Origin of the sequence: Cystobacter fuscus DSM 2262 (genome assembly GCF_000335475.2) — a bacterium.
GTDB classification, from domain to species: Bacteria; Myxococcota; Myxococcia; order Myxococcales; family Myxococcaceae; genus Cystobacter; species Cystobacter fuscus.
The window spans coordinates 43,893-65,417 of the sequence record NZ_ANAH02000032.1; the positions used below are offsets into that span (position 1 = coordinate 43,893).

Here is a 21,525-nt window from a genome sequence, read left to right on the forward strand (position 1 = left end):
CTGCGTCCATTGATTGCGTCCCGGGGTGCGCTTGGCTAGCGTGCCGCGCCCTCACGGGATGCCCATGTCCGACACGCCAGAGAACAAGACCGCCGAAGTAGACCTTGGGTCCAAGGAGCAGGAAATCTACGCGCAGCGCCTCGACAAGGCGCGCAAGTGGAAGGACTCCGGCTTCAACCCCTACGGCAATGGGTACCGGCCCCAGCACCTGGCCGCCGACATCCTCGCCCGTCACGACAAGCAGTCCACCGAGGAGATCGAGCAGGCCGGGCCCGTCGCCTACGACGTGGCGGGCCGCATCGTGGCCGTGCGCAGCTTCGGCAAGGCCGCCTTCGTGAAGCTGCGCGACCGCTCCGGGGAGATCCAGGCCCACCTGAAGAAGGACGCGCTCGGGGACGCCTACGAGCTCTTCAAGCTGTGCGACCTGGGCGACTTCGTGGCGGTGCAGGGTACGCTCTTCCGCTCGAAGACGGGCGAGCTCACCCTGTCGGCGACGAAGTTCCTGCCGCTCACCAAGTCCCTGCGCCCCCTGCCCGAGAAGTGGCATGGCCTGTCGGACGTGGAGACGCGCTACCGCCAGCGCTACCTGGACCTCGTGTCCAACCCCGAGGTCAAGCAGACCTTCCTCAAGCGCAACAAGCTCATCCGCCACATCCGCGAGTTCCTCGACGGGCGCGACTTCATCGAGGTGGAGACACCGATGATGCACTCGCTGGTGTCCGGCGCGGCGGCGCGTCCGTTCACCACGCACCACAACGCGCTCGACATCGACCTGTACATGCGCATCGCGCCGGAGCTCCACCTCAAGCGTCTGGTGGTGGGCGGCATCGAGCGCGTGTACGAAATCAACCGCAACTTCCGCAACGAGGGCATCAGCACCCGGCACAACCCCGAGTTCACGATGCTGGAGTTCTACCAGGCCTACGCCACGTTCGAGGACCTGATGGACCTCACCGAGGAGATGCTCTCGGGGGCGGCCAAGGCGGTGACGGGGGACACCAAGGTCACCTACCAGGGCCACGTGCTGGACTTCGGCAAGGGTTGGAAGCGCATCCCCATGACGGAGGCCATCCGCGAGGTGGTGCCCTCCTTGAGCGACAAGGACATGGCGGACCCGGATCGGCTACGGCACGAGCTGCTCTCCAAGGCCCAGGGCGAGGCGGATCGCCGCGCCATCCAGGCCATGCACCACGGGGAGTTGGTGGGCGCGCTCTTCGAGCACCACGTGGAGACCACCCTGGTGCACCCCACCTTCATCACCCAGTACCCCACGGCGGTCAGCCCCCTGGCGCGCCGCAATGATCAGAACCCGGACTTCACAGATCGCTTCGAGCTGTTCGTCGCGGGCCGGGAGATCGGCAACGCCTTCTCCGAGCTCAACGATCCCCTCGACCAGAAGGAACGCTTCCTCTCCCAGCTGGAGGCCAAGCAGCGCGGCCAGCAGGAGACGATGGACTACGACGAGGACTACATCCGCGCACTCGAGCACGGCATGCCGCCCACGGCGGGTGAGGGCATTGGGATTGATCGCGTCGCCATGTTGTTCACCGACGCGCCGTCGATCCGCGACGTCATTCTTTTCCCCCTCCTCAAGCCGCTTGCGAAGTAGGCAGGAACCCCTGTGAACGCCGAACGGCAGACCGTCTACCGCTGGAGCCTCATCTGGAGCGGCGTCCTCGTGGCGCTCGTGGGCGTCGTGCTGCTCGGCGTGGCCATTGGCCGCGTGGATGCGTGGGCGCGGGTCGCCTCGGTGCTGGGGCTGTCCGCCCTGGCCTGGGGCGGGCTCGTGCAGACGATCAACGCGGTCGGCCTGGTGGCGGTGCAGTCCGCCGTGCCCTCCTCGGTGGGCCTCGTCGGCACCGAGTACCTCGTCATCGGGTCCGCCGCGTGGATCGTGGGCTGGGTGCTCATCGCCAGCGGCATCCGCCGGGCCCCGGAGTCCACCGAGGGGCCCAGCCCGGCCGCGGGCGCGGTGCTCTATCCCCGGCTCGCGCGCTACCGGGACTTCTACTGGAGCACGCTGGGCGCCTACGGCGGCGGCATGCTGCTGGCGGAGCTGGTGCTCATCCTCCTGCAGACGTTCCTGTCGAGCGGAGGAGGTGCGAGCGGAGGAGGGCAGGGGGGTCTGGCGCCCACGGTGGCCTTCGCGGTGTCGCTCATCATCGCCTCGCTCGTCGCCTTCGGGTGCGGCTTCGTGGGGGCCGCGCGGGCGCGGCGGCTGGCCATGCCCGAGGCCACCATCGGGGTCATCTACCTCGGCCTGCCCGTGCCCATCGGCCTGACGCTGATGGAGCAGTTGCCGGACCTCCAGGTGTCCCTGGGCTACCGGCTGCGCGAAGTGACGTACGTGGCGGACATGCTCGGCCGCCCGGTGGTGGGCTACTGGCTGGTGTTCTCGCTGTTGGTGCTCATGCTGGTGCTGGGCATCAACACGGGCTTCATCGCCGCGGGCAGCGGGCGCATGGATCTGCGGCTGGGCTTCGAGCTGTTCGTCGCCCGGCGCCACGTGGGGGTGTTCCGCCCCTCGCTCGTGTTCGGCACGCTGGCGGTGCTCCTGTTCGGCATCGTCCCGCCGCTCATCATCTACGGCATCATCCGTGCCGTGGAGGCGGCCGTGGAGCGCACCCGCATCCGGGAGCTGGGCCTGAAGGATCCGCTCGCCGCCGCCTCCGCGCTCAACCGTCTGAAGCTGCGCGAGCAGTCACCCACCATGATGATGACGGCGCTCTCGGTGGGCGGCGTGGGCGTGGGCGTGATGGCGCTCATCATCGTCCTGTCGGTGATGAGCGGCTTCGAGGAGGACCTGCAGAACAAGATCCTCGGGGCGCACTCGCACGTGGTGGTGTCGAAGTACGCGGGCCACCTGTCCGAGTACAAGCGGCTGATGGAGCAGATCGCCAAGGTGCCCGGCGTGGCGGGCCAGACGCCCTCCATCGACAACCCGGTGATGGTGCTCGCCGAGGACGAGGTGCAGGGCATCGTGCTCAAGGGGATTGATCCGGAGACCGTGGGCTCGGTGCTGGATCTGCGCCGGAACATGCTGCCCGGGGGCGAGCTGGACAACCTGGAGACCCCCCAGAAGATCGCGCCCCGGCGCTCGCTGGGCCTGGGCTCGAAGCCCTCCGGCCAGGACGACGAGGAGGACGAGGAGGTCGATCCCATCATCGGGAAGACCACCCGGGGCACCGAGCAGAAGGTGCTGCCGGGCATCATCCTCGGCCGGGAGCTGGCCACCATCCTGCGCGTGGTGGTGGGAGACCGGGTGAACGTCATCTCGCCCCAGGGCGCGGAGCTGGGCCCCGCGGGCCTCATCCCCAAGAGCCGCGCCTTCCGCGTGGCGGGCATCTTCTACTCGGGTATGTACGAGTACGACGCCAAGTTCGCCTACATCCTGCTGGCCGAGGCCCAGAAGCTCTTCAACACCACGGGGCCCACGGGCATCGAGTTGAAGGTGGCGGACGTGGACGACGCGCGGCGCATCGCCACGCAGGTGTCGCGCGAGCTGGGGGGCTATCCCTACCGCGCCCGGGACTGGGGGGAGATCCACCGCAACATCTTCTCCGCGCTCCGGCTGGAGAAGCTGGTGATGGGCATCATCCTGTCCATCATCATCATCGTGGCCGCGGGCCTCATCGTGGCCACGGTCATCATGCTCGTGCTGGAGAAGCGCAAGGAGATCGCCGTGCTCAAGGCACTGGGCGTCTCCGACGGCGGCATCGTGAAGATCTTCCTCGCCGAGGGTCTCCAGATTGGCGTGGCCGGGGGCCTGCTCGGGCTCTTCTCGGGGCTGGCGTGGTGCTACTTCATCCTGAAGGTGGGCATCAAACTGGACCCGTCCGTCTATTACATCCCCAACCTGCCGGTGAAGATCGAGCCGGTGCAGACGGCGCTCGCGGTGGTCATCGCGGTGCTGGTCACCTATCTGGCGTCCATCTATCCCGCGCTCAAGGCGAGCAGCGTGGAGCCGGTGGAAGGCCTCAAGGCGGAGTGAGGACGATGGCACTGCTCTCCATCCGCGACGTCTTCAAGAGCTACTTCCTGCACGGCAAGCGCATCGACGTGCTGCGCGGCGTCTCCCTGGACATCGACAAGGGGGAGATGGTGAGCCTCATCGGCGCGTCCGGTGCGGGCAAGAGCACGTTCCTGCACGTGCTGGGCACGCTGGACATGCCCGCCGCGGGCGAGCTGCTCTTCGATGGCCAGAGCGTCTTCGCCATGAACGACGCGGAGATCGCCGACTTTCGCAACCGCACCATCGGCTTCGTCTTCCAGAGCCACTACCTGCTGCCCGAGTTCACCGCGTTGGAGAACGTGGCCATGCCGGCGCTCATCCAGCGCCGGGAGCGGGCGCCCACCTATGCCTACGCGCGGGAGTTGCTCGAGCGGGTGGGCCTGGGCAGCCGGGTGGATCACCGGCCCGGAGAGCTATCCGGCGGTGAGGCGCAGCGCGTGGCCCTGGCGCGCGCCCTGGTGCTCAAGCCGGCGGTGCTGCTCGCCGACGAGCCCACGGGCAACCTGGATCCCGCCACCGGCGAGGGCATCCACCAGTTGCTGCGCGAGGTGAACCGGGACCTGGGCATCACCGCCGTGGTGGTGACGCACAACGAGACCCTGGCGCGCTCCATGCCCCGGCGGTTGCGGCTGATGGCCGGCCAGGTAACCGAAGCATGAGGCCTTCCGGACCCCCGTCCGGCGCTTTCTCATTGAGACCCGCTGATTTCCTCCCATAGATTGCCCCGCCCTTTACCGGCCGACTTCTCTTGAGGCTCCCCGTTCTTCCGCTCAGGTTCCTTGTTCCTCTCCTCGTCGCCGCATGGACGGTGATGCCCGGTCGCGTGCTCGCGCAGACGAACACGGATGCGCCTCCCGCGACCTCCGCCCCCCGAAGCGCCGATGCCCCGGTCGATCCCGACCGGCAGGCGCGTGAGGACGAGGTCACCGACATCCGCGTCGAGGGCAACCGCCGCGTCGAGGCCGAGGCCATCCGCCGCGCCCTGCGCACCCAGGTGGGCACGGACCTCGACACGTCCCGCAGCGCCGAGGATCTCCGGGCCGTCTGGGCGCTCGGCTACTTCAGCGACGTGCAGTTGCTCGTGCAGCGCCTGCCCGCCGGCGGCGTCATCTACGTGGTGCGCGTGCAGGAGCGCCCGTCCATCCGCTCGGTGAAGCTCGCCGGCAACGAGGAGATCAGCCAGGACGACCTCAAGGAGTCCATCGAGGTCAAGCCCCTCACCATCCTGGACATGGACACGGTGCGCAGCACCCAGAAGAAGATCCAGGAGAAGTACATCGAGAAGGGCTACTTCCTGGCCGAGGTGTCCCACAAGATCGAGCCCGTGGCGGGTGGCCAGGTCGACGTGGTCTTCACCGTCGAGGAGAACTCGAAGGTGCTGGTGAAGGACATCGTCATCCTGGGGGCGGAGAAGATCTCCGTCTCCCGGCTCAAGGACGTGATGCTCACCAAGCAGGGCGGCTACCTGTCGTTCCTCACGAGCGAGGGCACCTACCGCGAGGAGGTCTTCCAGCGCGACCTGCAGGTCATCCAGGCCACCTACTACGACGAGGGCTTCATCAACGTCCGGGTGGACAAGCCCAACGTGTCGCTGTCGGCCGACAAGCGCGACATCTACATCACCCTCCGGGTGACCGAGGGCGAGCGCTATGACATCGGCAAGATCGACTTCTCCGGCGACCTGGTGGTGCCCAAGGAGGAGCTGGCGCGCCTGATGAGCACGAACTCCGGCGAGCACTTCAGCCGCTCGAAGCTCGGCACGGACATCCAGGCCCTCACGGACGTCTACTACGACCGGGGCTACGCCTACGCCAACATCAACCCCGTCACCAACATCAACGCCGACCAGCGCACGGTGGACCTGACCTTCGACGTGCAGCAGGGTCCCCAGGTCACCATCGAGCGCATCGAGGTGATGGGCAACACCAAGACGCGGGACAAGGTCATCCGCCGCGAGCTGCGCGTCTACGAGGGGGAGCTGTACAGCGGCACCGGCGTGCGCCGCAGCAAGGAGCGCGTGACGGCGCTCGGCTTCTTCGAGACGGTGGAGGTCAACCAGAAGCCCGGCTCGCGCGGGGACTCCATCGTCCTGACGGTGGAGGTGAAGGAGAAGGCGACCGGCACCTTCCAGGTGGGCCTGGGCTTCTCCAACGTGGAGGACTTCATCTTCACGGCCCAGGTGTCGCAGAACAACTTCCTCGGCTGGGGCCAGAGCGTGTCCGCCTCGGCGCAGATCTCCAGCCTGCGCTCGCTCGTGCAGCTGTCGTTCTTCGACCCGTACTTCCTGGACACCAACTACATCTTCTCCGCGGACTTCTTCCGGGTGGAGTCCAACTACGTCGACTTCGACCGCCGCTCCACGGGTGGCAACGTCGGCCTGGGCTACCAGATCGTCGAGGATCTGCTCGTCAACGTGGGCTACTCGCAGGAGCACGTGAGTGTCTCCGCCCTGTCGAACCTTGGCGGCGTGCTGCTGGCCAACCGTTTCCTCAGTGGCGTGACGAGCTCGGCGCGCCTGTCCGTCACCTACGACAAGCGCAACAACCGCCTCTTCCCCTCCCAGGGCTTCATCCACTACGGCTCGGTGGAGTACGCGCCGGGCTTCCTCGGCGGCTCGTTCCTCTTCGCGCGCTACAGCGCCTACTCGCGCCTGTACTTCCCGCTGCCCCTGGGCGCCGTCTTCAAGACCAACGCCACCGTGGGCTACATCCAGTCGCTGGACAACCAGCGGCCGCTGCCCATCTCCGAGCTCTACTACCTGGGCGGCATCAACTCGATGCGCGGCTACGCGTTGCGCACCATCAGCCCCTCGCTGCTGGTGCCCAACTCCTCCTCGCCCGATGCCGTCATCCAGTCCATCAACGTGGGCGGCAACAAGCAGTTCATCCTCAACGTGGAGTTGGAGTTCCCCATCTTCGAGAAGGCCGGCATCCGCGGCGTGGTCTTCTACGACGCGGGCAACGCCTACGCCTCCAACGAGCGCTTCTTCGAGGACAAGCAGGACAAGCTGCCCCTGGGCCTGTTCCACTCGGTGGGATTCGGCTTCCGGTGGTTCTCGCCGGTCGGTCCCTTGCGCTTCGAGTGGGGAATCCCGCTCACCAAGCGCCCGGATGATCAGCCCATCCTCTTCGAGTTTACGATCGGCAATTTCTTCTGATAGGTCGTCCGTCCACTCTGTTCCCGGCCTTTCGGGGCCGTTGAACAGGGAAACCGGCGGGACGTCGAACTTTCCAAACTTCCCCCGAGGAGCTGTCGCACATGTCGCTTCGAAGCAAACTGTCCGTCCTGGCCATCGCCGCCTCGCTCGCGGTCCCCACGCTGGCCGCCGCCGAAACCAAGATGGGCTATGTGGATTACCAGCGCGTCATGCTCGAGGTGGATGACGGCAAGGCGGCCAAGGCCCGTCTCCAGAAGTGGCTGGAGGCCCGGCAGAAGGAGATCGACGCCGAGCAGGAGGCCCTGCGCAAGGAGAAGGAGACCCTGGACAAGCAGGCGAGCGCGATGAGCGAGGAGACGCGCGTCCAGAAGGCCACCGACCTGCAGAAGAAGGTCTACGACCTGGCTCAGAAGTGGGAGAAGAGCCGCGGTGAGGCCGCCGAGCGCGAGCGCAAGGAGATGGAGCCGATCATCGCGAGGATCGACGACGTCATCAAGAACATCGCCGACCGCGAGGGCCTGGGTATGGTCTTCGAGAAGCGCGACTCCGGCCTGGTGTTCGCCCTGAGCCAGTACGACCTGACCAACGAGGTCATCCGCTCGTACAACAGTGGCAAGGGCAAGGCGAAGGACGCCCCGGTCGCCAAGGACGCGCCCAAGAAGTAGGCCTCGCTCTCTTCCGTGCATACGCCCAAGCCCCGCCGGCTCGGGGAGCTCGCCGCCCATGTGGGCGGTGAGCTCCTCGGTGACGCCGGCCTCGTGATTACCGGACTCAATGGGCTCGTCGAGGCAGTGCCTGGCGAGCTCTCCTTCTATGGCAACCCGCGCTACCGCCGGCAGTACGACGCCACCCGGGCGTCGGCCGTGCTGGTGGGCCGGGAGGCCGAGCCACGCGAGCACGTCTCGCTGGTGCGTGTCGCCAATCCGCACCTGGCCTTCGCCCAGATTTCCCAGCTCTTGCACCCGCGGCCCACCTACGAGGCGGGCGTGCGGCCCGGCGCCCACGTGCACCCCGAGGCCAGCGTCCACCCGGACGCCACGGTGATGACCGGGGCCACGGTGGACAAGGGCGCGCGGGTGGGGGCTCGCGCGGTGCTCTTCCCCGGAGCGTACGTGGGGGAGGCGGCGGTGGTGGGCGAGGACAGCGTGCTCTACCCCAACGTCACCGTGCGCGAGCACTGCCTGGTGGGAGCGCGCGTCATCCTCCACGCCTCGTGCGTGGTGGGGGCGGACGGCTTCGGCTTCGCCTTCAACCCCGAGGGCGCCCAGGGCCCCGAGCACTACAAGATTCCCCAGGCGGGCATCGTGCGCATCGAGGACGATGTCGAGGTGGGCGCCTGCACCACCATCGATCGGGCCACGCTCGGCGAGACGGTCATCGGCCGCGGCACGAAGATCGACAACCTGGTGCAGATCGCCCACAACGTGAAGGTGGGCCCGCTGTCGCTCTTGTGCGCGCAGGCGGGCGTGTCCGGCTCGTCGGAGCTGGGCACGGGCGTGGTGCTGGCGGGGCAGGTGGGTGTGGTGGGCCACATCCGCGTGGGTGACATGGCCAAGGTCGGGGCCCAGTCGGGCGTGGCGCAGGACGTGGAAGATGGACAGGTGGTGAGCGGCACCCCGGCCATGCCCCACCGCGAGTGGCTGCGGACGTCGGCCGCGCTCGGCCAGTTGACCGAGCTGCTCAAGGAAGTACGCACCCTGCGGCGCAGGGTGGAGATGCTCGAGAAAAAGGAGAAGGGCGGATGATGGACATCCAGGAGATCCAGGCGCTGCTGCCCCACCGGTATCCGTTCCTCCTGGTGGATCGGGTGGTGGAAATCGTTCCTGGCCAGAAGATCGTGGCCTTCAAGAACGTCACCATGAACGAGCCCTTCTTCAACGGCCATTTCCCGGGACACCCGGTGATGCCGGGCGTGCTCATCCTGGAGGCGCTCGCCCAGGCGTCGGCCATCCTCGCCTACAAGACGGAGAACATGGACCCCGCGCGGTCGGTCTCCTACCTGATGAGCGTGGACGGGGCGCGCTTCCGCAAGCCCGTGGTGCCCGGAGACCGGTTGCAGCTCAACGTCGAGGTGCTGCGTCACAAGGGCGCGGTGTGGAAGACGAAGGGAACGGCCACGGTTGACGGAGCGAAGGTGGCCGAGGGTGAGTTCCTCGCCACCGTCGTGGACAAGGACAAGAAGTCGGGCGGCTCCACCGCCGAGGCGTCCTGACAGGACGAGGGAGACACCATGGCGCAGGTTCACCCCACGGCGGTGGTCCATCCGGATGCCCGCCTCCACGAGACCGTGGAGGTGGGTCCCTACTCCATCATTGGTGGCAAGGTGACGATTGGCGCGGGCACGAAGGTGGGTGCCCACGTCGTCATCGATGGCCGCACCACGCTCGGCGAGCGCAACCGCATCTCTCCCTTCGCCTCCGTGGGGGGCGTGCCGCAGGATCTCAAGTACGCGGGCGAGGACACCCAGCTCATCATCGGCAACGGCAACCAGATCCGTGAGTCCACCACGCTCAACATCGGCACGGTGGGCGGGGGCGGGGTGACGCGGGTCGGGGACAACAACATCTTCATGGCCAGCAGCCACGTGGCCCACGACTGCGTGGTGGGCAGTGGGTGCGTGGTCGCCAACAGCGTGGCGCTCGCCGGGCACGTGGTGGTGGAGGACTTCGTCATCCTCGGCGGGCTGTCCGCGGTGCACCAGTTCACCCGGGTGGGCAAGCATGCCTTCATCTCGGGCGGCGCCATGGTGACCATGGACGTGCCGCCCTACTGCACGGCGCAGGGGGATCGGGCGGAGCTGTCCGGCCTGAACGTGATCGGCCTGCAGCGCCATGGCTTCAGCGAGGAGCAGGTGGCCCGCATCAAGGAGGCCTACCGGATCCTCTTCCGCTCGAAGCTGGTGCTGACGGAGGCGGTGGCCCGGCTGAAGGCGGAGCTGGGTGGCCAGTCGGAGATCGACTACCTGGTGGACTTCATCGCCCAGAGCAAGCGCGGCCTGACGCGCTGACACCCCCCGTGGAACGCATTGGCCTCATCGCGGGCAACGGCCGTCTGCCCTTCCTCTTCGCCAGCGCGGCCCGGGCCCAGGGCCTGGAAGTGGTGGCGGTCGCCCACCGGGGCGAGGCGGATCCAGCGCTGGCCTCCGAGGTCGCCTCCCTGACGTGGGTGCGGCTGGGGCAGGTGGACCGCATCCTGCGCGCCTTCCGCGACGCGGGCGTCTCCCGGGCGGCGATGGCCGGGGGCATTGGCCGGGTGCGCGCCTTCACCGAGGCCCGGCCGGACCTGGGCGCGGTGCGCATCCTCTCGCGCCTGCGCAGCGTGCGCGATGATGCGCTGCTGCGCGCGGTGGCGGACTACTTCGAGTCCCATGGCGTCACCATCGTGGCGCCCACGGACTGGTTGGCCCAGGCCCTGTGTCCCGCCGGGCACCTCGCCGGACCCGTCCTGAACGCCGTCCAGGAGAAGGACGTGGCGCTGGGACGCGAGGTGGCCACGCTGCTCGGACAGGCGGACGTGGGCCAGACGGTGGTGGTGCGCCAGGGCCACGTGCTGGCGCTCGAGGCGGTGGAAGGCACCGACGAGGCCATCCGCCGGGGCGCGAAGTACGGCGGCGCGGGCGCCGTGGTGGTCAAGCGCTGCAAGCCCGGGCAGGACCTGCGCTTCGATCTGCCCGCCGTCGGCCCCCGCACCCTGGACGTCATGAAGGAAGTGGGGGCCACCGTGCTGGCGTTGGAAGTGGGGAAGACGGTGCTGTTGGACGCACCCGAGCTCTTCCGGAAGGCCGACACCGCGGGCATCTCCCTGGTGGGCGTGCCCTGAGGGGCGAGGCGGGCCGCTCACTCCCGGAGAAAGTCGGGGAGCGGATGGTCTCTCGTTCCAGGGTAGGGAATGTTCGAGCCCGAAGGATCTGTTACGAACATCACCGCCGCGAAGGAGCCGGATTCGCGTTGCACGGCACCCGGGTACTCCCCAGGGTGCCTTCCTCTCGACGTCCCCCCGTCTTCCGCCGCGATGGCGGACGGTGCCGCCCCAAGGAGAACCCACGGATGAAGCGACTCGTGCTCCCCGCCCTGCTCGCCCTTGCCTCCCCTGGTTGCATGCACGCGCCAGCGCCCGCCACGGCGGCCCCCGAAAACGAGGCGACCAAGTGCGAACTCGTCCAGACCCTGGTGCGTGAGCAGCTGCCGCAGCAGATCCTCTCCGGCCTGGAGGCCGACGGGCATGACGGGCCCACCCAGGTGCTCGTCTTCGTCCAGGACCAGGACGAGAACGTGCTCGAGCGCCTGTTCTCGGGAGATCCCTCGTGTGGGGGTCCCAACTTCAAGGTGGTCCGGGAGATTACCCGCGAGGCGCTGGTGCTCTTCCTCCAGCGCCAGGGAGAGGGCTACGTCTACGACGCGCAGCGCGCGGGCCCCAACCGGATGTCGCTGGGCGGCAAGGCCAAGGGCGCGGTGATGAAGCGCTCGGGCGTCTGGGCCGCATCCAGCATCTGAGACACCGCGGGGTGCTCGCGCAGCAGATCCTTGCCGCCATCCGCGATGAACTGCACCGCGATGGCCGCGAGGATGAGCCCCATGACGCGCTCGAGGATGGCCACGCCGGACTGGCGCAGCACGCGCTGCACGAGGCCGGCGGCGCGCAGCACGAAGTAGCTCGTCACGAAGGTGATGAGGATGGCCAGCAGCACGGGCACGGCGGACACGAGCCGATCCCCGCCACGGGCCATCAGCACCACGGCGGTGGCGATGGCGCCGGGACCCGCGAGCAGCGGCATCGCCAGGGGCACCAGCGCCACATCCTCCTTCACCACGCCTTCCTGGGTCTCGGACGGGGTGGTGCGTGTCTCCGAGGGGCGCGCCCGGAGCATGTCCAGGGCGGTGATGAGCAGCAGGATGCCGCCGGCCACCCGGAAGGCGCCCAGCGACACGCCGAACACCTTGAAGATGACGCCGCCAAAGAGGGCGAAGAAGAGCATCAGCGCGCATGCCACGATGCACGCGCGCCGCGCCGTGCTGCGGATCTTCTCCTCCGAGTCCCCCGCGGTCATCGCGAGGAAGATGGGCACCAGGCCCACCGGATCGACGACGAAGAGCATCGCGGGCAGCGCCACGATGAACAGCGAGAACTGTTCGGACATGCGCCCTCCTACACCGTGAGGCGCAGCTTCCACACCATCGTCAGCGCCTCGACGAAGATGCGCCGGCTCATCTTGGACTGCCCGACCCGGCGATCCTCGAAGACGATGGGCACTTCCTTCACCGTGAAGCCCTGCTTGAGGGTGCGGTAGGTGAGCTCGATCTGAAAGGCATAGCCGGTGCTCTGCACGGCGCTCAGATCGATGGACTCGAGCACCCGGCGGTGGAAGCACTTGAAGCCGCCGGTGAGGTCGCGGATGTCCACCCCGAGGATGCTCCGCGCGTAGAGCGAACCGCCCTGACTGATGAGCTGCCGGCCCACGCCCCAGTTGACGGTGCCGCCGCCGTGCACGTAGCGCGAGCCCAGCACCAGGTCCACGCCGGCCTGGGCCGTGTCCAGGATCGTGGGCAGGTAGCGCGGATCGTGGCTGAAGTCCGCGTCCATCTCCAGGATGTACGTGTAGCCCCAGTCGAGCGCCTGCCGGAAGGCATGGAGGTAGGCGCGCCCCAGCCCCTGCTTCTTCTCGCGGTGGAGCACGCGGATGCGCGGCTCCTTCGCCGCCAGCTCGTCGGCCAGCTTCCCCGTGCCATCCGGGGAGTTGTCGTCGACGACGAGGATGTCCACCCGCGGCTCGGCCGCCAACACCGCGCGGGTGATGGGCTCAAGGTTGTCCCGCTCGTTGTAGGTTGGGATGCAGACCAGCGCTGGATTCATCGCGCGGCGGGACATAGCAGAGCGCTCGGGCTCGCTCCTAGACTTTCGCCGCGGGCAGCAACTCCAGCACCGACTCGGCGGCGCGCGTGGCGGCCCCGGACTCGCCCAGGCGCGTGCGCACTTCTTCCAGCCCCCGGAGCATCTCGTCGCGCGGCGCGCCCGGCACCCACAGGCGGCGGATCTCCCCGGCGATGCGCTCGGGCGTCATGTCTCCCTGGAGCAGCTCGGGCACCACCCGGCGGTTGGCCAGCAGGTTGACGAGCGCCACGTGCGCCACCTTCAGCATCATCCGGCCCACGAGGTAGGTGAGCAGCGACACGCGGTAGACCACCACCAGGGGCCGCTGCATCAACCCCGCCTCCAGCGCCGCCGTCCCCGAGGCGACGATGGCCGCGTCGCTGGCGCCCACCACCTCGGGGGCCCGGCCCTCCACGAGGATGGGCCGCACGCCGCTGCCCTCGAAGCGCGAGAGGATCTCCTCGCGGGCGATCGTGGGCGCCACGGGCACCACCACCTGGAGGCCGGGACGCTCGGCGACCAACGTCTTCGCCGCGCCCACCATGGAGGGGAGGATGCGGCGGATCTCACTCATGCGGCTGCCGGGCAACAGCGCCAGGGTGGGCGCCTCGGGGGGCAGACCGAGCTTCTGACGGAAGGCGAGGGCACTGGCGGGGGCGGGCACCTGCTCCACCACGGGGCTGCCCACGTAGCGCGCGGCGACGCCGGCTTCCCGGTAGAAGTCCTCCTCGAAGGGGAGGATGCAGAGCATGCGGTCCACGAGCCGGGCGATCGTCTTCACCCGGCCCCGGCGCCAGGCCCAGATCATCGGCGACACGTAGTAGGCCACCGGGATGCCCAGCTTCTTGAGCCGCGCGGCGAGCCGGAGGTTGAAGTCGGGGATGTCCACGAGGATGGCGCAGGCGGGGCGGCGCTCGGCGGCGGCCCGTGCGAGGCCCCCCATCACCTGGAGGATGCGCGGAATCTTGGGCAGCACCTCGGTGATGCCCATGACATTGACTTCATGGGCGCCATAGAGCAGCTCCACGCCCTGGGCGGCGAGGCGCGAGCCTCCCATGCCGAAGAAGGACAGGTCCGGGCGGCGCGCGCGCAGGGCGGCGACGAGTTCGGCGGCGTGGGCGTCACCGGACGCCTCGCCGGCCACGACGAGAATCTGGGGGGCGGAGGACAAGGGGCGCGCATCCTACCTGATGCGCCGAACCCGGCCAGGGTGTGCTTGCTTCCGAGGAGGGCGGCCGAGCGGTCCGTTGGCGGTGGAACGGGTGGAAGCGAGGGTGAGAGCGGCCTGATGCAGGGCGGGCCGAGTGTGTACACTCGCGGGCCCGTGAAGAAGCTTCTGCTGGTCGAGAACCATCCCCCCACCCGTGAGCATCTCACCGGGGTCCTGTCTCAAGCCGGCTATACCGTGAGGGCCGTGGGCGAGCCCGGCTCGGCGATGGAGCATTTCGTCGCCGACAATCCCTCGCTGGTGGTGATGTCCGTGGACGTGCCGCGACTGGATGGCGCGCACGTGGGCCACCTCATCCGCAACTACAGCCTGGGGGCGCGCGTGCCCATCGTGGCCATCGACAAGGGCCACCTGGGCCGGGCCCGCGGCGTGGCCTCCCTGGTGGACCTCAAGGTGAACGCCTACGTGGCCGACCCGCTCAAGCCCGGCGAGCTGGTGGGCAAGCTCCAGTCGTTGTCGACCGCCATGGAGCAGGACGCCACCCCGCTCAAGGGGGTGCTGGGGATGCTGGTGCGCCCGGCGGTGATGAGCGGGGATCTCAAGGGGTTTCCGCTGCCGGCGCTGCTGGTGTCGCTCTACCGCCTGCGCCGCGATGGCGTGCTGGTGGTGGCGCACCGGGATCTGACGCGGCGGGTCTTCTTCGCCCAGGGCAGCGCGGTGAACTACGACTCGAGCGCCCGCCAGGACGCGCTGCCCAACTACCTGCTGCAGCGCCAGGTGCTCAACGAGGCGCAGGCGGAGCGGGTGGTGCAGGCGCTGGGCTCGGGCCTGCGCATCGGCGCGGCGCTCAACGAGGCCGGGGTGGAGGCCGCGGGCGAGGAGCTGTTGCAGCTCCTGCGCGAGTACACGATGGACCGGGTCGCCCAGGTCATCGGCATGCGCGAGGGCCGCTACGCCTTCTATCCCGGCGATGACTTCCAGAGCGAGGTGGCCACGGTGGAGACGCCCGCGCTGGCGCCCATCCTGGATGGAGCGCGCCGGGCCATGCCGCTCAAGACGCTGGCCGCGCCCCTGCGCGCGCACCAGTCGGAGTTTCCCGTGCGCACGCCCGACTTCGGCAGGGATCTGGGCGCGCTGGGGCTGAACACGGAGGACCTGAAGATCGCCATGCAGATGAACGGGCGCATCCCGCTGAGGGATCTGCTCGCGCATGGGCGGGGCGACCTGCGGCGGGGCTACTCGCTCCTGTGGTTCCTGCGGCTGGTGGGTGGGGTGGACTTCTCGCCCACGCCCGTGGCCCAGGGGCCCGGCGAGGTGGTGGTGGTGCCGGACGTCATCGCCCCGCGCAAGCGCAAGCCGCTTCCGGCGGACGTGGCGGCCAACCTGCGCGAGGGCGCGGTGCGCATCATCACCGGCAGCTACTTCCGCTGCCTGGGGCTGGAGATCGCCGCGGACAGCGAGGCGGTGGAGCGCTCCTACCACGAGCTCGCCATGCGCTTTCACCCGGACAGCTACGCCGAGTACGACACCTCGGAGATGAAGGACTTGCTGGACTCGGTGCAGGAGAAGCTGTCGGCGGCGTACCGGGTGCTGTCGGTGCCGGACAAGCGCAAGGCGTACCTGCAGTACCTCGTGTCCCGCATGGACGTGGGCCGCTCCACCACGGTGAACGTGGACGCCGAGCTGATGCTGCGGCGGGGAGAGGCGGCGCTCAAGCGCAAGCAGTTCCGCTCGGCGCTCATCCATTTCGAGGAGGCGGTGGGGCTCAACCCCCAGGAGCCCGAGTACTACTCGTACCTGGCGTGGGCCACCTTCCTCGCGAGCACGGGGCCGAAGGAGGACCGGGCCCGGGCCGCGCAGAAGGTGCTGCGCAAGGCGCTCACGCTCAACCCGTACCTCGAGCGGGCCCTCATCATCTCGGCCATCATCGACAGTGAGATGAACGACGAGTCGGGCGCGCGCAAGAAGCTGCTCAAGGTGCTCGAACTCAACCCCAACTCCCAGCTCGCGAAGGCCGCGCTGCGCAAAGTAGGCCGGTGATGCACAAGTCGTTGTGGCGGTTGTTGGGGTACGCCCGGCCCCATGGGGCGGTGCTGGGCGCGGCGTTCGTGTGCATGGCGGTGCTGGGCCTGTGCACGGGGGCGTACGCGTACCTGATGGGCCCCGCGCTGCGCTTCCTGTTGTCGGGCGGCGAGCGGGGCTTTGGCGGCGAGCAGGCCGTGCCGTGGCTGGCGGACCTGCCGCGCGAGGCCGCGCTCTGGGGCTTCCCCGTGGTGGTGGTGACGGTGGGGATCGTCAAGGGCGTGGCGTACCTGGGCCAGTTCTACTTCATGGGCCTCTTCGCCCAGAAGACGGTGGCGGACCTGCGGCGCGAGCTGTTCGTGCGTCTCACCTCGCTGTCACCCGCGCAGCTCGCGCGCGAGCGGATGGGGGACCTGCTCAGCCGCTTCTCCGCGGACGTGCAGTCGGTGGAGGCGGCGGCCATGTACACCGTGGGCTCCTACCTGCGCGACTCGTTGCAGATCGTGGTGCTCGCCGGGGTGGCGCTGTCGCTCAGTCCGCTGCTGGGCGGGTTGATGCTGTGCGTGCTTCCCCTGGCGGCGCTGCCGGCCTCGCGGCTGACACGCAAGGCGCTGCGGGGCACGCGCGAGGGACAGCTGCAACTGGGGCACCTCGCGGGCCAGATCCAGGAGGGACTGGGGGGCATGCGCACCATCCAGGCCTTCAACGGGCAGGCAGCGGAGCTGGAGCGCTTCTCGTCGCACGCGCGCGCCCACGAGGAGGCCATGGTGCGGGCCGCGTGGGCGCGGGGTGGAGTGCCGGGGGTGATGGAGGTGCTGGCGGCGGCGGCGCTCGCGGGCGCCCTGGCCTACGTGGCGGCCACCCAGGCCATGGAGCCCGCGTCGCTCTTGTCGTTCCTCACCGCGGTGGTGCTCGTGTACCAGCCGGTGAAGGACCTGGGCCGGGTGACGCAGTTCGCGATGCAGGCGGGCGCGGCGGGCGAGCGGCTCTTCGCGCTGTTGGACCTTCGCCACCCGGTGGAGGACGCGCCCGGGGCCACCGAGGCGCCGGCCCTGGAGCACGGCCTGAGGTTGGAGGGCGTGGGCTTCTCCTATGGCGAGCGGCGGGCCCTGGAGGGGCTGACGGTGGAGCTGCCCGTGGGGCAGGTGGTGGCGCTGGTGGGGCCGAGCGGAGGCGGCAAGAGCACCATCACCCAGTTGCTGCTGCGCTTCGAGCGCCCGAGCGAGGGCCGGATGATGCTCGACGGGGTGGACGCGGACCGCTACACGGCGCAGAGCGTGCGGGCGAAGTTCGCGCTGGTGACGCAGGAGCCGCTGCTCTTCTCGGGCAGCGTGAGGGACAACCTGAGTCTGGCGCGGCCGGACGCGACGCGCGAGGAGCTGGAGGCGGCGGCCCGGGTGGCCAACGCGCATGAGTTCATCCAGGCGCTGCCCGAGGGCTATGACACGCTCGTGGGCGAGCGGGGCGCGAAGCTGAGCGGAGGGCAGCGGCAGAGGCTGTGCATCGCGCGGGCGGTGTTGTCGCGGGCGCCGGTGCTGGTGCTGGACGAGGCGACGAGCAGCCTGGATCCCGAGAGCGAGCGCGAGGTGCAGGCGGCGCTCGCGCGGGTGTTGCCGGGGCGCACGGCGCTGGTGATTGCCCACCGGCTGTCGACGGTGGTGTCCGCGGATCGCATTTGCGTGGTGGAGGCGGGGCGGGTGGTGGAGCAGGGACGCCACGAGGAGTTGCTGGCGCGGGGCGGCGCCTACGCGGCGCTGTGGGCGTTGCAGGCGGGGGCCGAGCGGGGCGCGGCGTGAAGCCCTCCAGTGCATGGGCTTGGGTGGGCAAGGGGCTGCGGGCCCTGATGGGGCTGGTGCTGCTCCTCCTGGGGTCGGCGGGTTTCTTCACGTTCGCGGCCTCGTATGCCGACTACCCGGTGGTGCCCCCGGCGCCCGAGGGCCCTCGGTGGCCGCGCGGCGCCTTCCATGTGCACACCACGCGCTCGGATGGGCGGGCGACGGAGGCGGAGGTGGCCGCGGCGGCGAAGGCGGCGGGCCTGCACTTCGTGGTGCTCACGGATCACAATGACTTCACCCCGCGCGAGCCCGTCTTCGTGGACGGGGTGTTGCTGATCCAGGGGGTGGAGATCTCCACGGCCGCGGGGCACCTCGTGGCGTTCGGCCTCGAGCACCCGCTGGGGGGAGAGCTCAAGGGGATGGACGGGGGCGAGGCCCAGGCGGCGGTGGAGCGGGCCGGGGGGGTGAGTGTGCTCGCCCATCCGGTGCAGGCGCGCAATCCGTGGCGCCACGAGGAGGCCGCGCGGCAGGCCGAGGGCTTCGAGCTCTATTCGGCGGACACGTTCTTCCGGAGCGCGGTGCGCCGCCCCTTCAGCCGGTTGCTGCCCGCGGTGGGCGCCTGGCTCGGCCAGCGCGTGCACGGGGTGATGCTGCTCGTCGAGCCGGACGAGGGACCCGTGACGAAGCTCCTGGAGCTGGCGCGGGAGAAGCCGCGTCTGGTGCTGTGCGCGCACGATGCGCATGGCTTGCCGGGCTACGAGGAGGTCTTCCAGTCGCTGGCGATGTACCTGCCGCCCGGGGAAGACGGGGCCGCGCCCGTGCTGCCCGGGGACGCGCGAGCCGCCGCCGAGGCGGTGGTGAAGGGGCTCGTGAGTGGGCGGGCCCTCTGTGCGTTCCGGGCGCTGGGTGAACCGGAGGGCTTCGTCCTGGAGGGAGTGGACGCCGAGCGCCGGGAGGCCCACGTGGGCGACGTGCTCACGGTGCGCCTGCCACCGGGTGCCCGGGAGCACGTCCGCGTGGAGGTGCGGGGAGCGGGGCGGCTGCGTCCGGATGGCGTGTCGGTGGAGCTGGTGGAGGAGGGGGCGGTCCAGGTGGAGGCGTGGGTGGAGGCGCCAGGGCGGTTCTTCGGGAGCCAGTGGCGGCCGTGGATCGTCCCGAGTCCAGTCCGGGTGTTGGCACGGAGCGTGGAACGCTGAGATCTGCTAGAGGGACGCGGCCCGGCTTCCCATGCGCTTGCTCTACGTCCTCGCCAGCTATCTGCTCTTCGCCGTGCTGTTCCCCGTGCTGTCGTTGCATCGCAAGACGCGCAACGGGTTGAGGCAGCGGCTCGGCTACTACGCGCCGGGGGATCTGCCCCCGCGTGGGGTGGGGCCCACGTTCTGGCTGCATGGGGCGAGCGCGGGAGATTTGCTGGCGCTCTCGCCGATGTTCGCGCCGCTGCGGGCGCGCTTTCCGGGGTGCCGCATCGTGCTCTCCACGATGACGGACTCGGGTTTCATGATGGGGCGGGGGCGGTTGGCGAAGGAGGTGGACGCGGTGGTGTATGCGCCGTACGACCTGTGGGGCGCCACGCGGCGGGCGGTGCGTGCCATCCAGCCGGACCTGCTGGTGCTCGAGTACACGGAGATCTGGCCCAACCTCATCCGCGCGGCGAAGCGGGCCGGGGTGAAGGTGACGCTGACGAACGGGCGCTTCTCCCCGGGGCAGCAGGGCAAGTATCGGCTGTTGTTCTCGCTGATTGGCAATCCGCTGCGGGACATGGCGCTGTTCCTGATGCGGGGCGAGGACGAGGCGGAGCGGGCGCTGGCGCTGGGGGCGCCGGGCGAGCGGGTCTTCGTGACGGGGAACACCAAGTTCGATGCCCTGGCGGCGGTGGGCCCGGGGCAGGAGGACGAGGCGCTGCGCGGGGCGCTGGGAATCAAGGCGGGGGAGCGGGTGTGGATCGCCGGCAGTACCCACGAGGGCGAGGAGGAGCACTTGTTGGGGGTCTACCGCCGGCTGCTGGACGTGCACCCGGATCTGCGGTTGGTGATCGCGCCGAGGTACATCGACCGGGCGGGACGGATCGCCGCGCTGGCGAGGGACGCGGGGTTGAGCGTGGGGCTGCGCTCGAAGGGGAACGAGGAGGGAGGGCGGGTGGTGGTGCTGGACACGATGGGCGAGCTGTCGCGGGCGTACCGGCTGGCGTCGTTGGTGTTCGTGGGTGGCTCGTTCACGACGCGCGGAGGGCAGAACATCCTGGAGCCGGCGGGACAGGGCAAGCCGGTGTTGTTCGGGCCGCACATGGAGAACTTCCAGGACAGCGTGCAGGTGCTGGTGGGGCGGGGAGGCATCCAGGTGAACGACGCGGAGCACCTGTACCGGGTGATGTCGGAGCTGCTGCAGAAGCCGGAGAACGTGACGTCGCTCGGGGTGCTGGCGAGGACGACGGTGCGGCAGGTGTCCGGCGCGAGCCAGCGCAACGTGGAGCACATGGCGCGGGTGCTGGCGCGATGAGGATTTTGCATCTGCTCGCGAGCCCCTCCTGGAGCGGCCCGGCGGAGAACGTGGCGTTGCTGGCGCTGGCGCAGCGCGAGGCGGGGCACGAGGTGCGGGTGGCGGTGGACCGGCGGCGCGCGAAGGCGTCGTCGGAGGAGCTGGCGGTGCCGCGCTTCGAGGCGTTGGGGCTCTTGGACGAGGGCGGGCTGGAGTTGTCGGTGAAGTCGCCGCCGTGGCGGATGGTGGGGGACGGGTGGCGGTTGAGGGGGCGGAGCGTGGAGGTGGTGCACGCGCACTTCACGCATGATCACCTGGTGGCGCGCTGGGGACGGCCACGGGGTGCGGTGTTGATCCGCTCGGTGCATGCGCCGAGATCGTTGCGCGCTTCGCTGCCGGAGGCGGACGCGTACACGGTGCCCGCGTCCTCGCTGATTACCCGGCTGGTGGGCAGGCGCGTGCAGGTGTTGCCACCGTTGGTGGACGGCATGTTCCGGCCCGAGGTGGACCGGGAGGCGCTCCGGCGGGAGCTGGGGCTCACGGGCTCGCCGCTCATCGGCATGGTGTCGACCTTCCAGGCGTCACGCCGGCACGCGCTCGGGGTGGAGGCGTTCGCGAGGTTGCGGCGGGCGCGCGCGGAGGCGCGGTTGGTGCTGGTGGGGGATGGGGGCCTGGTGGAGACGGTGCGCGAGCAGGTGCGGGCGCTGGGGTTGGAGGAGGGGGTGACGTTCGCGGGCTATCAGCAGGGGGAGGCGTTCGCGCGCTGGCTGAAGGCGCTGGACGAGGTGTGGATATTGGGGTTGGGGAACGACTGGAGCGCGAGGGCGGCGGCGCAGGCGCGGGCCTGTGGGGTGCGCGTGGTGGCGGTGGAGGAGGGCAACCTGCCGGCACTGGCGGACGCGCGGGTGGAGGAGCTGACGCCGGAGGCGGTGGTGGCGGCCTCGGTGTCGGGGGAGCGGTCGTTGGTGGAGCATCCGGGCAACGCGCGGATCGCCGCGGACGTGCTCGCGCTGTACGAGCGGGCGAGGGCGGGGCGGTGAGCGGCCCG

General features: G+C 69.6%; 17 protein-coding genes and 1 pseudogene. 15 read left to right on the top strand and 3 right to left on the bottom strand.

The features are described from left to right. Positions 1-64 precede the first annotated feature (64 nt). The 10 genes from lysS (at position 65) to D187_RS36085 (ending at position 11,662) form a co-directional block, all read left to right on the top strand. On the top strand, positions 65-1,609 hold the full coding sequence (gene lysS / locus D187_RS36040; protein ID WP_002627554.1) for a lysine--tRNA ligase: 1,545 nt from the start codon (positions 65-67) through the stop codon (positions 1,607-1,609). Between the two features lie 12 nt (positions 1,610-1,621). Continuing rightward, positions 1,622-3,991 (top strand): FtsX-like permease family protein, encoded by a 2,370-nt coding sequence (locus tag D187_RS36045; protein WP_002627553.1) that lies wholly within the window; start codon positions 1,622-1,624, stop codon positions 3,989-3,991. Positions 3,992-3,996: 5 nt separating this feature from the next. Continuing rightward, on the top strand, positions 3,997-4,671 hold the full coding sequence (locus D187_RS36050) for an ABC transporter ATP-binding protein (RefSeq protein ID WP_002627552.1): 675 nt from the start codon (positions 3,997-3,999) through the stop codon (positions 4,669-4,671). Between the two features lie 152 nt (positions 4,672-4,823). After that, complete coding sequence (gene bamA, locus D187_RS36055; protein WP_002627551.1) at positions 4,824-7,169, top strand: outer membrane protein assembly factor BamA; 2,346 nt, start codon at positions 4,824-4,826, stop codon at positions 7,167-7,169. 101 nt (positions 7,170-7,270) lie between these two features. Continuing rightward, entirely contained in the window at positions 7,271-7,834 is a 564-nt protein-coding gene (locus D187_RS36060) for an OmpH/Skp family outer membrane protein (RefSeq protein ID WP_002627549.1), read from the top strand. 15 nt (positions 7,835-7,849) lie between these two features. Further along, a complete protein-coding gene (gene lpxD, locus D187_RS36065; RefSeq protein ID WP_002627548.1) occupies positions 7,850-8,914 on the top strand; it encodes a UDP-3-O-(3-hydroxymyristoyl)glucosamine N-acyltransferase in 1,065 nt (354 codons plus the stop codon). After that, the gene (fabZ, locus tag D187_RS36070) at positions 8,914-9,381 is read left to right on the top strand and encodes a 3-hydroxyacyl-ACP dehydratase FabZ (RefSeq protein ID WP_043433236.1); all 468 of its coding nucleotides are present in this window, start codon (positions 8,914-8,916) and stop codon (positions 9,379-9,381) included. Before lpxD ends, fabZ begins: the two co-directional genes overlap by 1 nt. Before the next feature lie 18 nt (positions 9,382-9,399). Beyond that, positions 9,400-10,176 (top strand): acyl-ACP--UDP-N-acetylglucosamine O-acyltransferase, encoded by a 777-nt coding sequence (lpxA, locus tag D187_RS36075; RefSeq protein ID WP_002627546.1) that lies wholly within the window; start codon positions 9,400-9,402, stop codon positions 10,174-10,176. A gap of 8 nt (positions 10,177-10,184) precedes the next feature. Continuing rightward, complete coding sequence (locus D187_RS36080; RefSeq protein WP_002627545.1) at positions 10,185-10,988, top strand: LpxI family protein; 804 nt, start codon at positions 10,185-10,187, stop codon at positions 10,986-10,988. A 227-nt stretch (positions 10,989-11,215) separates the two neighbouring features. Continuing rightward, positions 11,216-11,662: an adenine nucleotide alpha hydrolase family protein gene (locus tag D187_RS36085; RefSeq protein ID WP_043433195.1), complete on the top strand. Its 447-nt coding sequence runs from the start codon at positions 11,216-11,218 to the stop codon at positions 11,660-11,662. Between the two features lie 17 nt (positions 11,663-11,679). Here the strand turns inward: D187_RS36085 and D187_RS36090 are convergent. The 3 genes and pseudogenes from D187_RS36090 to lpxB all read right to left on the bottom strand — a co-directional run. Next, positions 11,680-12,306, bottom strand: a pseudogene (locus D187_RS36090) (MarC family protein); the annotation flags it as partial. Positions 12,307-12,314: 8 nt separating this feature from the next. Then, positions 12,315-13,019 (bottom strand): polyprenol monophosphomannose synthase, encoded by a 705-nt coding sequence (locus D187_RS36095; RefSeq protein WP_043433198.1) that lies wholly within the window; start codon positions 13,017-13,019, stop codon positions 12,315-12,317. A gap of 37 nt (positions 13,020-13,056) precedes the next feature. Beyond that, positions 13,057-14,208: a lipid-A-disaccharide synthase gene (lpxB, locus tag D187_RS36100; protein ID WP_002627541.1), complete on the bottom strand. Its 1,152-nt coding sequence runs from the start codon at positions 14,206-14,208 to the stop codon at positions 13,057-13,059. 153 nt (positions 14,209-14,361) lie between these two features. Here lpxB and D187_RS36105 point away from each other — a divergent pair, with 153 nt between their 5' ends. The 5 genes from D187_RS36105 to D187_RS36125 are packed head-to-tail and all read left to right on the top strand — an operon-like array spanning position 14,362 to position 21,517. Then, positions 14,362-16,245, top strand: coding sequence for a DUF4388 domain-containing protein (locus D187_RS36105; protein WP_043433243.1), 1,884 nt, complete (start codon positions 14,362-14,364; stop codon positions 16,243-16,245). Further along, positions 16,245-18,023, top strand: coding sequence for an ABC transporter ATP-binding protein (locus tag D187_RS36110; protein ID WP_002627538.1), 1,779 nt, complete (start codon positions 16,245-16,247; stop codon positions 18,021-18,023). Before D187_RS36105 ends, D187_RS36110 begins: the two co-directional genes overlap by 1 nt. Beyond that, positions 18,020-19,198: a hypothetical protein gene (locus tag D187_RS36115; protein WP_002627537.1), complete on the top strand. Its 1,179-nt coding sequence runs from the start codon at positions 18,020-18,022 to the stop codon at positions 19,196-19,198. Before D187_RS36110 ends, D187_RS36115 begins: the two co-directional genes overlap by 4 nt. Positions 19,199-19,229: 31 nt before the next feature. Beyond that, positions 19,230-20,498, top strand: a complete 1,269-nt coding sequence (locus D187_RS36120; protein ID WP_002627536.1) for a 3-deoxy-D-manno-octulosonic acid transferase — start codon at positions 19,230-19,232, stop codon at positions 20,496-20,498. Further along, entirely contained in the window at positions 20,495-21,517 is a 1,023-nt protein-coding gene (locus D187_RS36125) for a glycosyltransferase (RefSeq protein WP_043433204.1), read from the top strand. Before D187_RS36120 ends, D187_RS36125 begins: the two co-directional genes overlap by 4 nt. Positions 21,518-21,525: the final 8 nt, after the last annotated feature.

What these genes read in the sequence shown, in the direction of transcription:
- lpxA (WP_002627546.1), top strand. Translation starts at nt 9,400, where the DNA reads ATGGCGCAGGTTCACCCCACGGCGGTGGTCCATCCGGATGCCCGCCTC.
- D187_RS36050 (WP_002627552.1), top strand. Translation starts at nt 3,997, where the DNA reads ATGGCACTGCTCTCCATCCGCGACGTCTTCAAGAGCTACTTCCTGCAC.
- D187_RS36060 (WP_002627549.1), top strand. Translation starts at nt 7,271, where the DNA reads ATGTCGCTTCGAAGCAAACTGTCCGTCCTGGCCATCGCCGCCTCGCTC.
- D187_RS36110 (WP_002627538.1), top strand. Translation starts at nt 16,245, where the DNA reads ATGCACAAGTCGTTGTGGCGGTTGTTGGGGTACGCCCGGCCCCATGGG.
- D187_RS36120 (WP_002627536.1), top strand. Translation starts at nt 19,230, where the DNA reads ATGCGCTTGCTCTACGTCCTCGCCAGCTATCTGCTCTTCGCCGTGCTG.
- D187_RS36085 (WP_043433195.1), top strand. Translation starts at nt 11,216, where the DNA reads ATGAAGCGACTCGTGCTCCCCGCCCTGCTCGCCCTTGCCTCCCCTGGT.
- D187_RS36125 (WP_043433204.1), top strand. Translation starts at nt 20,495, where the DNA reads ATGAGGATTTTGCATCTGCTCGCGAGCCCCTCCTGGAGCGGCCCGGCG.
- fabZ (WP_043433236.1), top strand. Translation starts at nt 8,914, where the DNA reads ATGGACATCCAGGAGATCCAGGCGCTGCTGCCCCACCGGTATCCGTTC.
- D187_RS36095 (WP_043433198.1), bottom strand. Translation starts at nt 13,019, where the DNA reads ATGAATCCAGCGCTGGTCTGCATCCCAACCTACAACGAGCGGGACAAC.
- lysS (WP_002627554.1), top strand. Translation starts at nt 65, where the DNA reads ATGTCCGACACGCCAGAGAACAAGACCGCCGAAGTAGACCTTGGGTCC.
- bamA (WP_002627551.1), top strand. Translation starts at nt 4,824, where the DNA reads ATGCCCGGTCGCGTGCTCGCGCAGACGAACACGGATGCGCCTCCCGCG.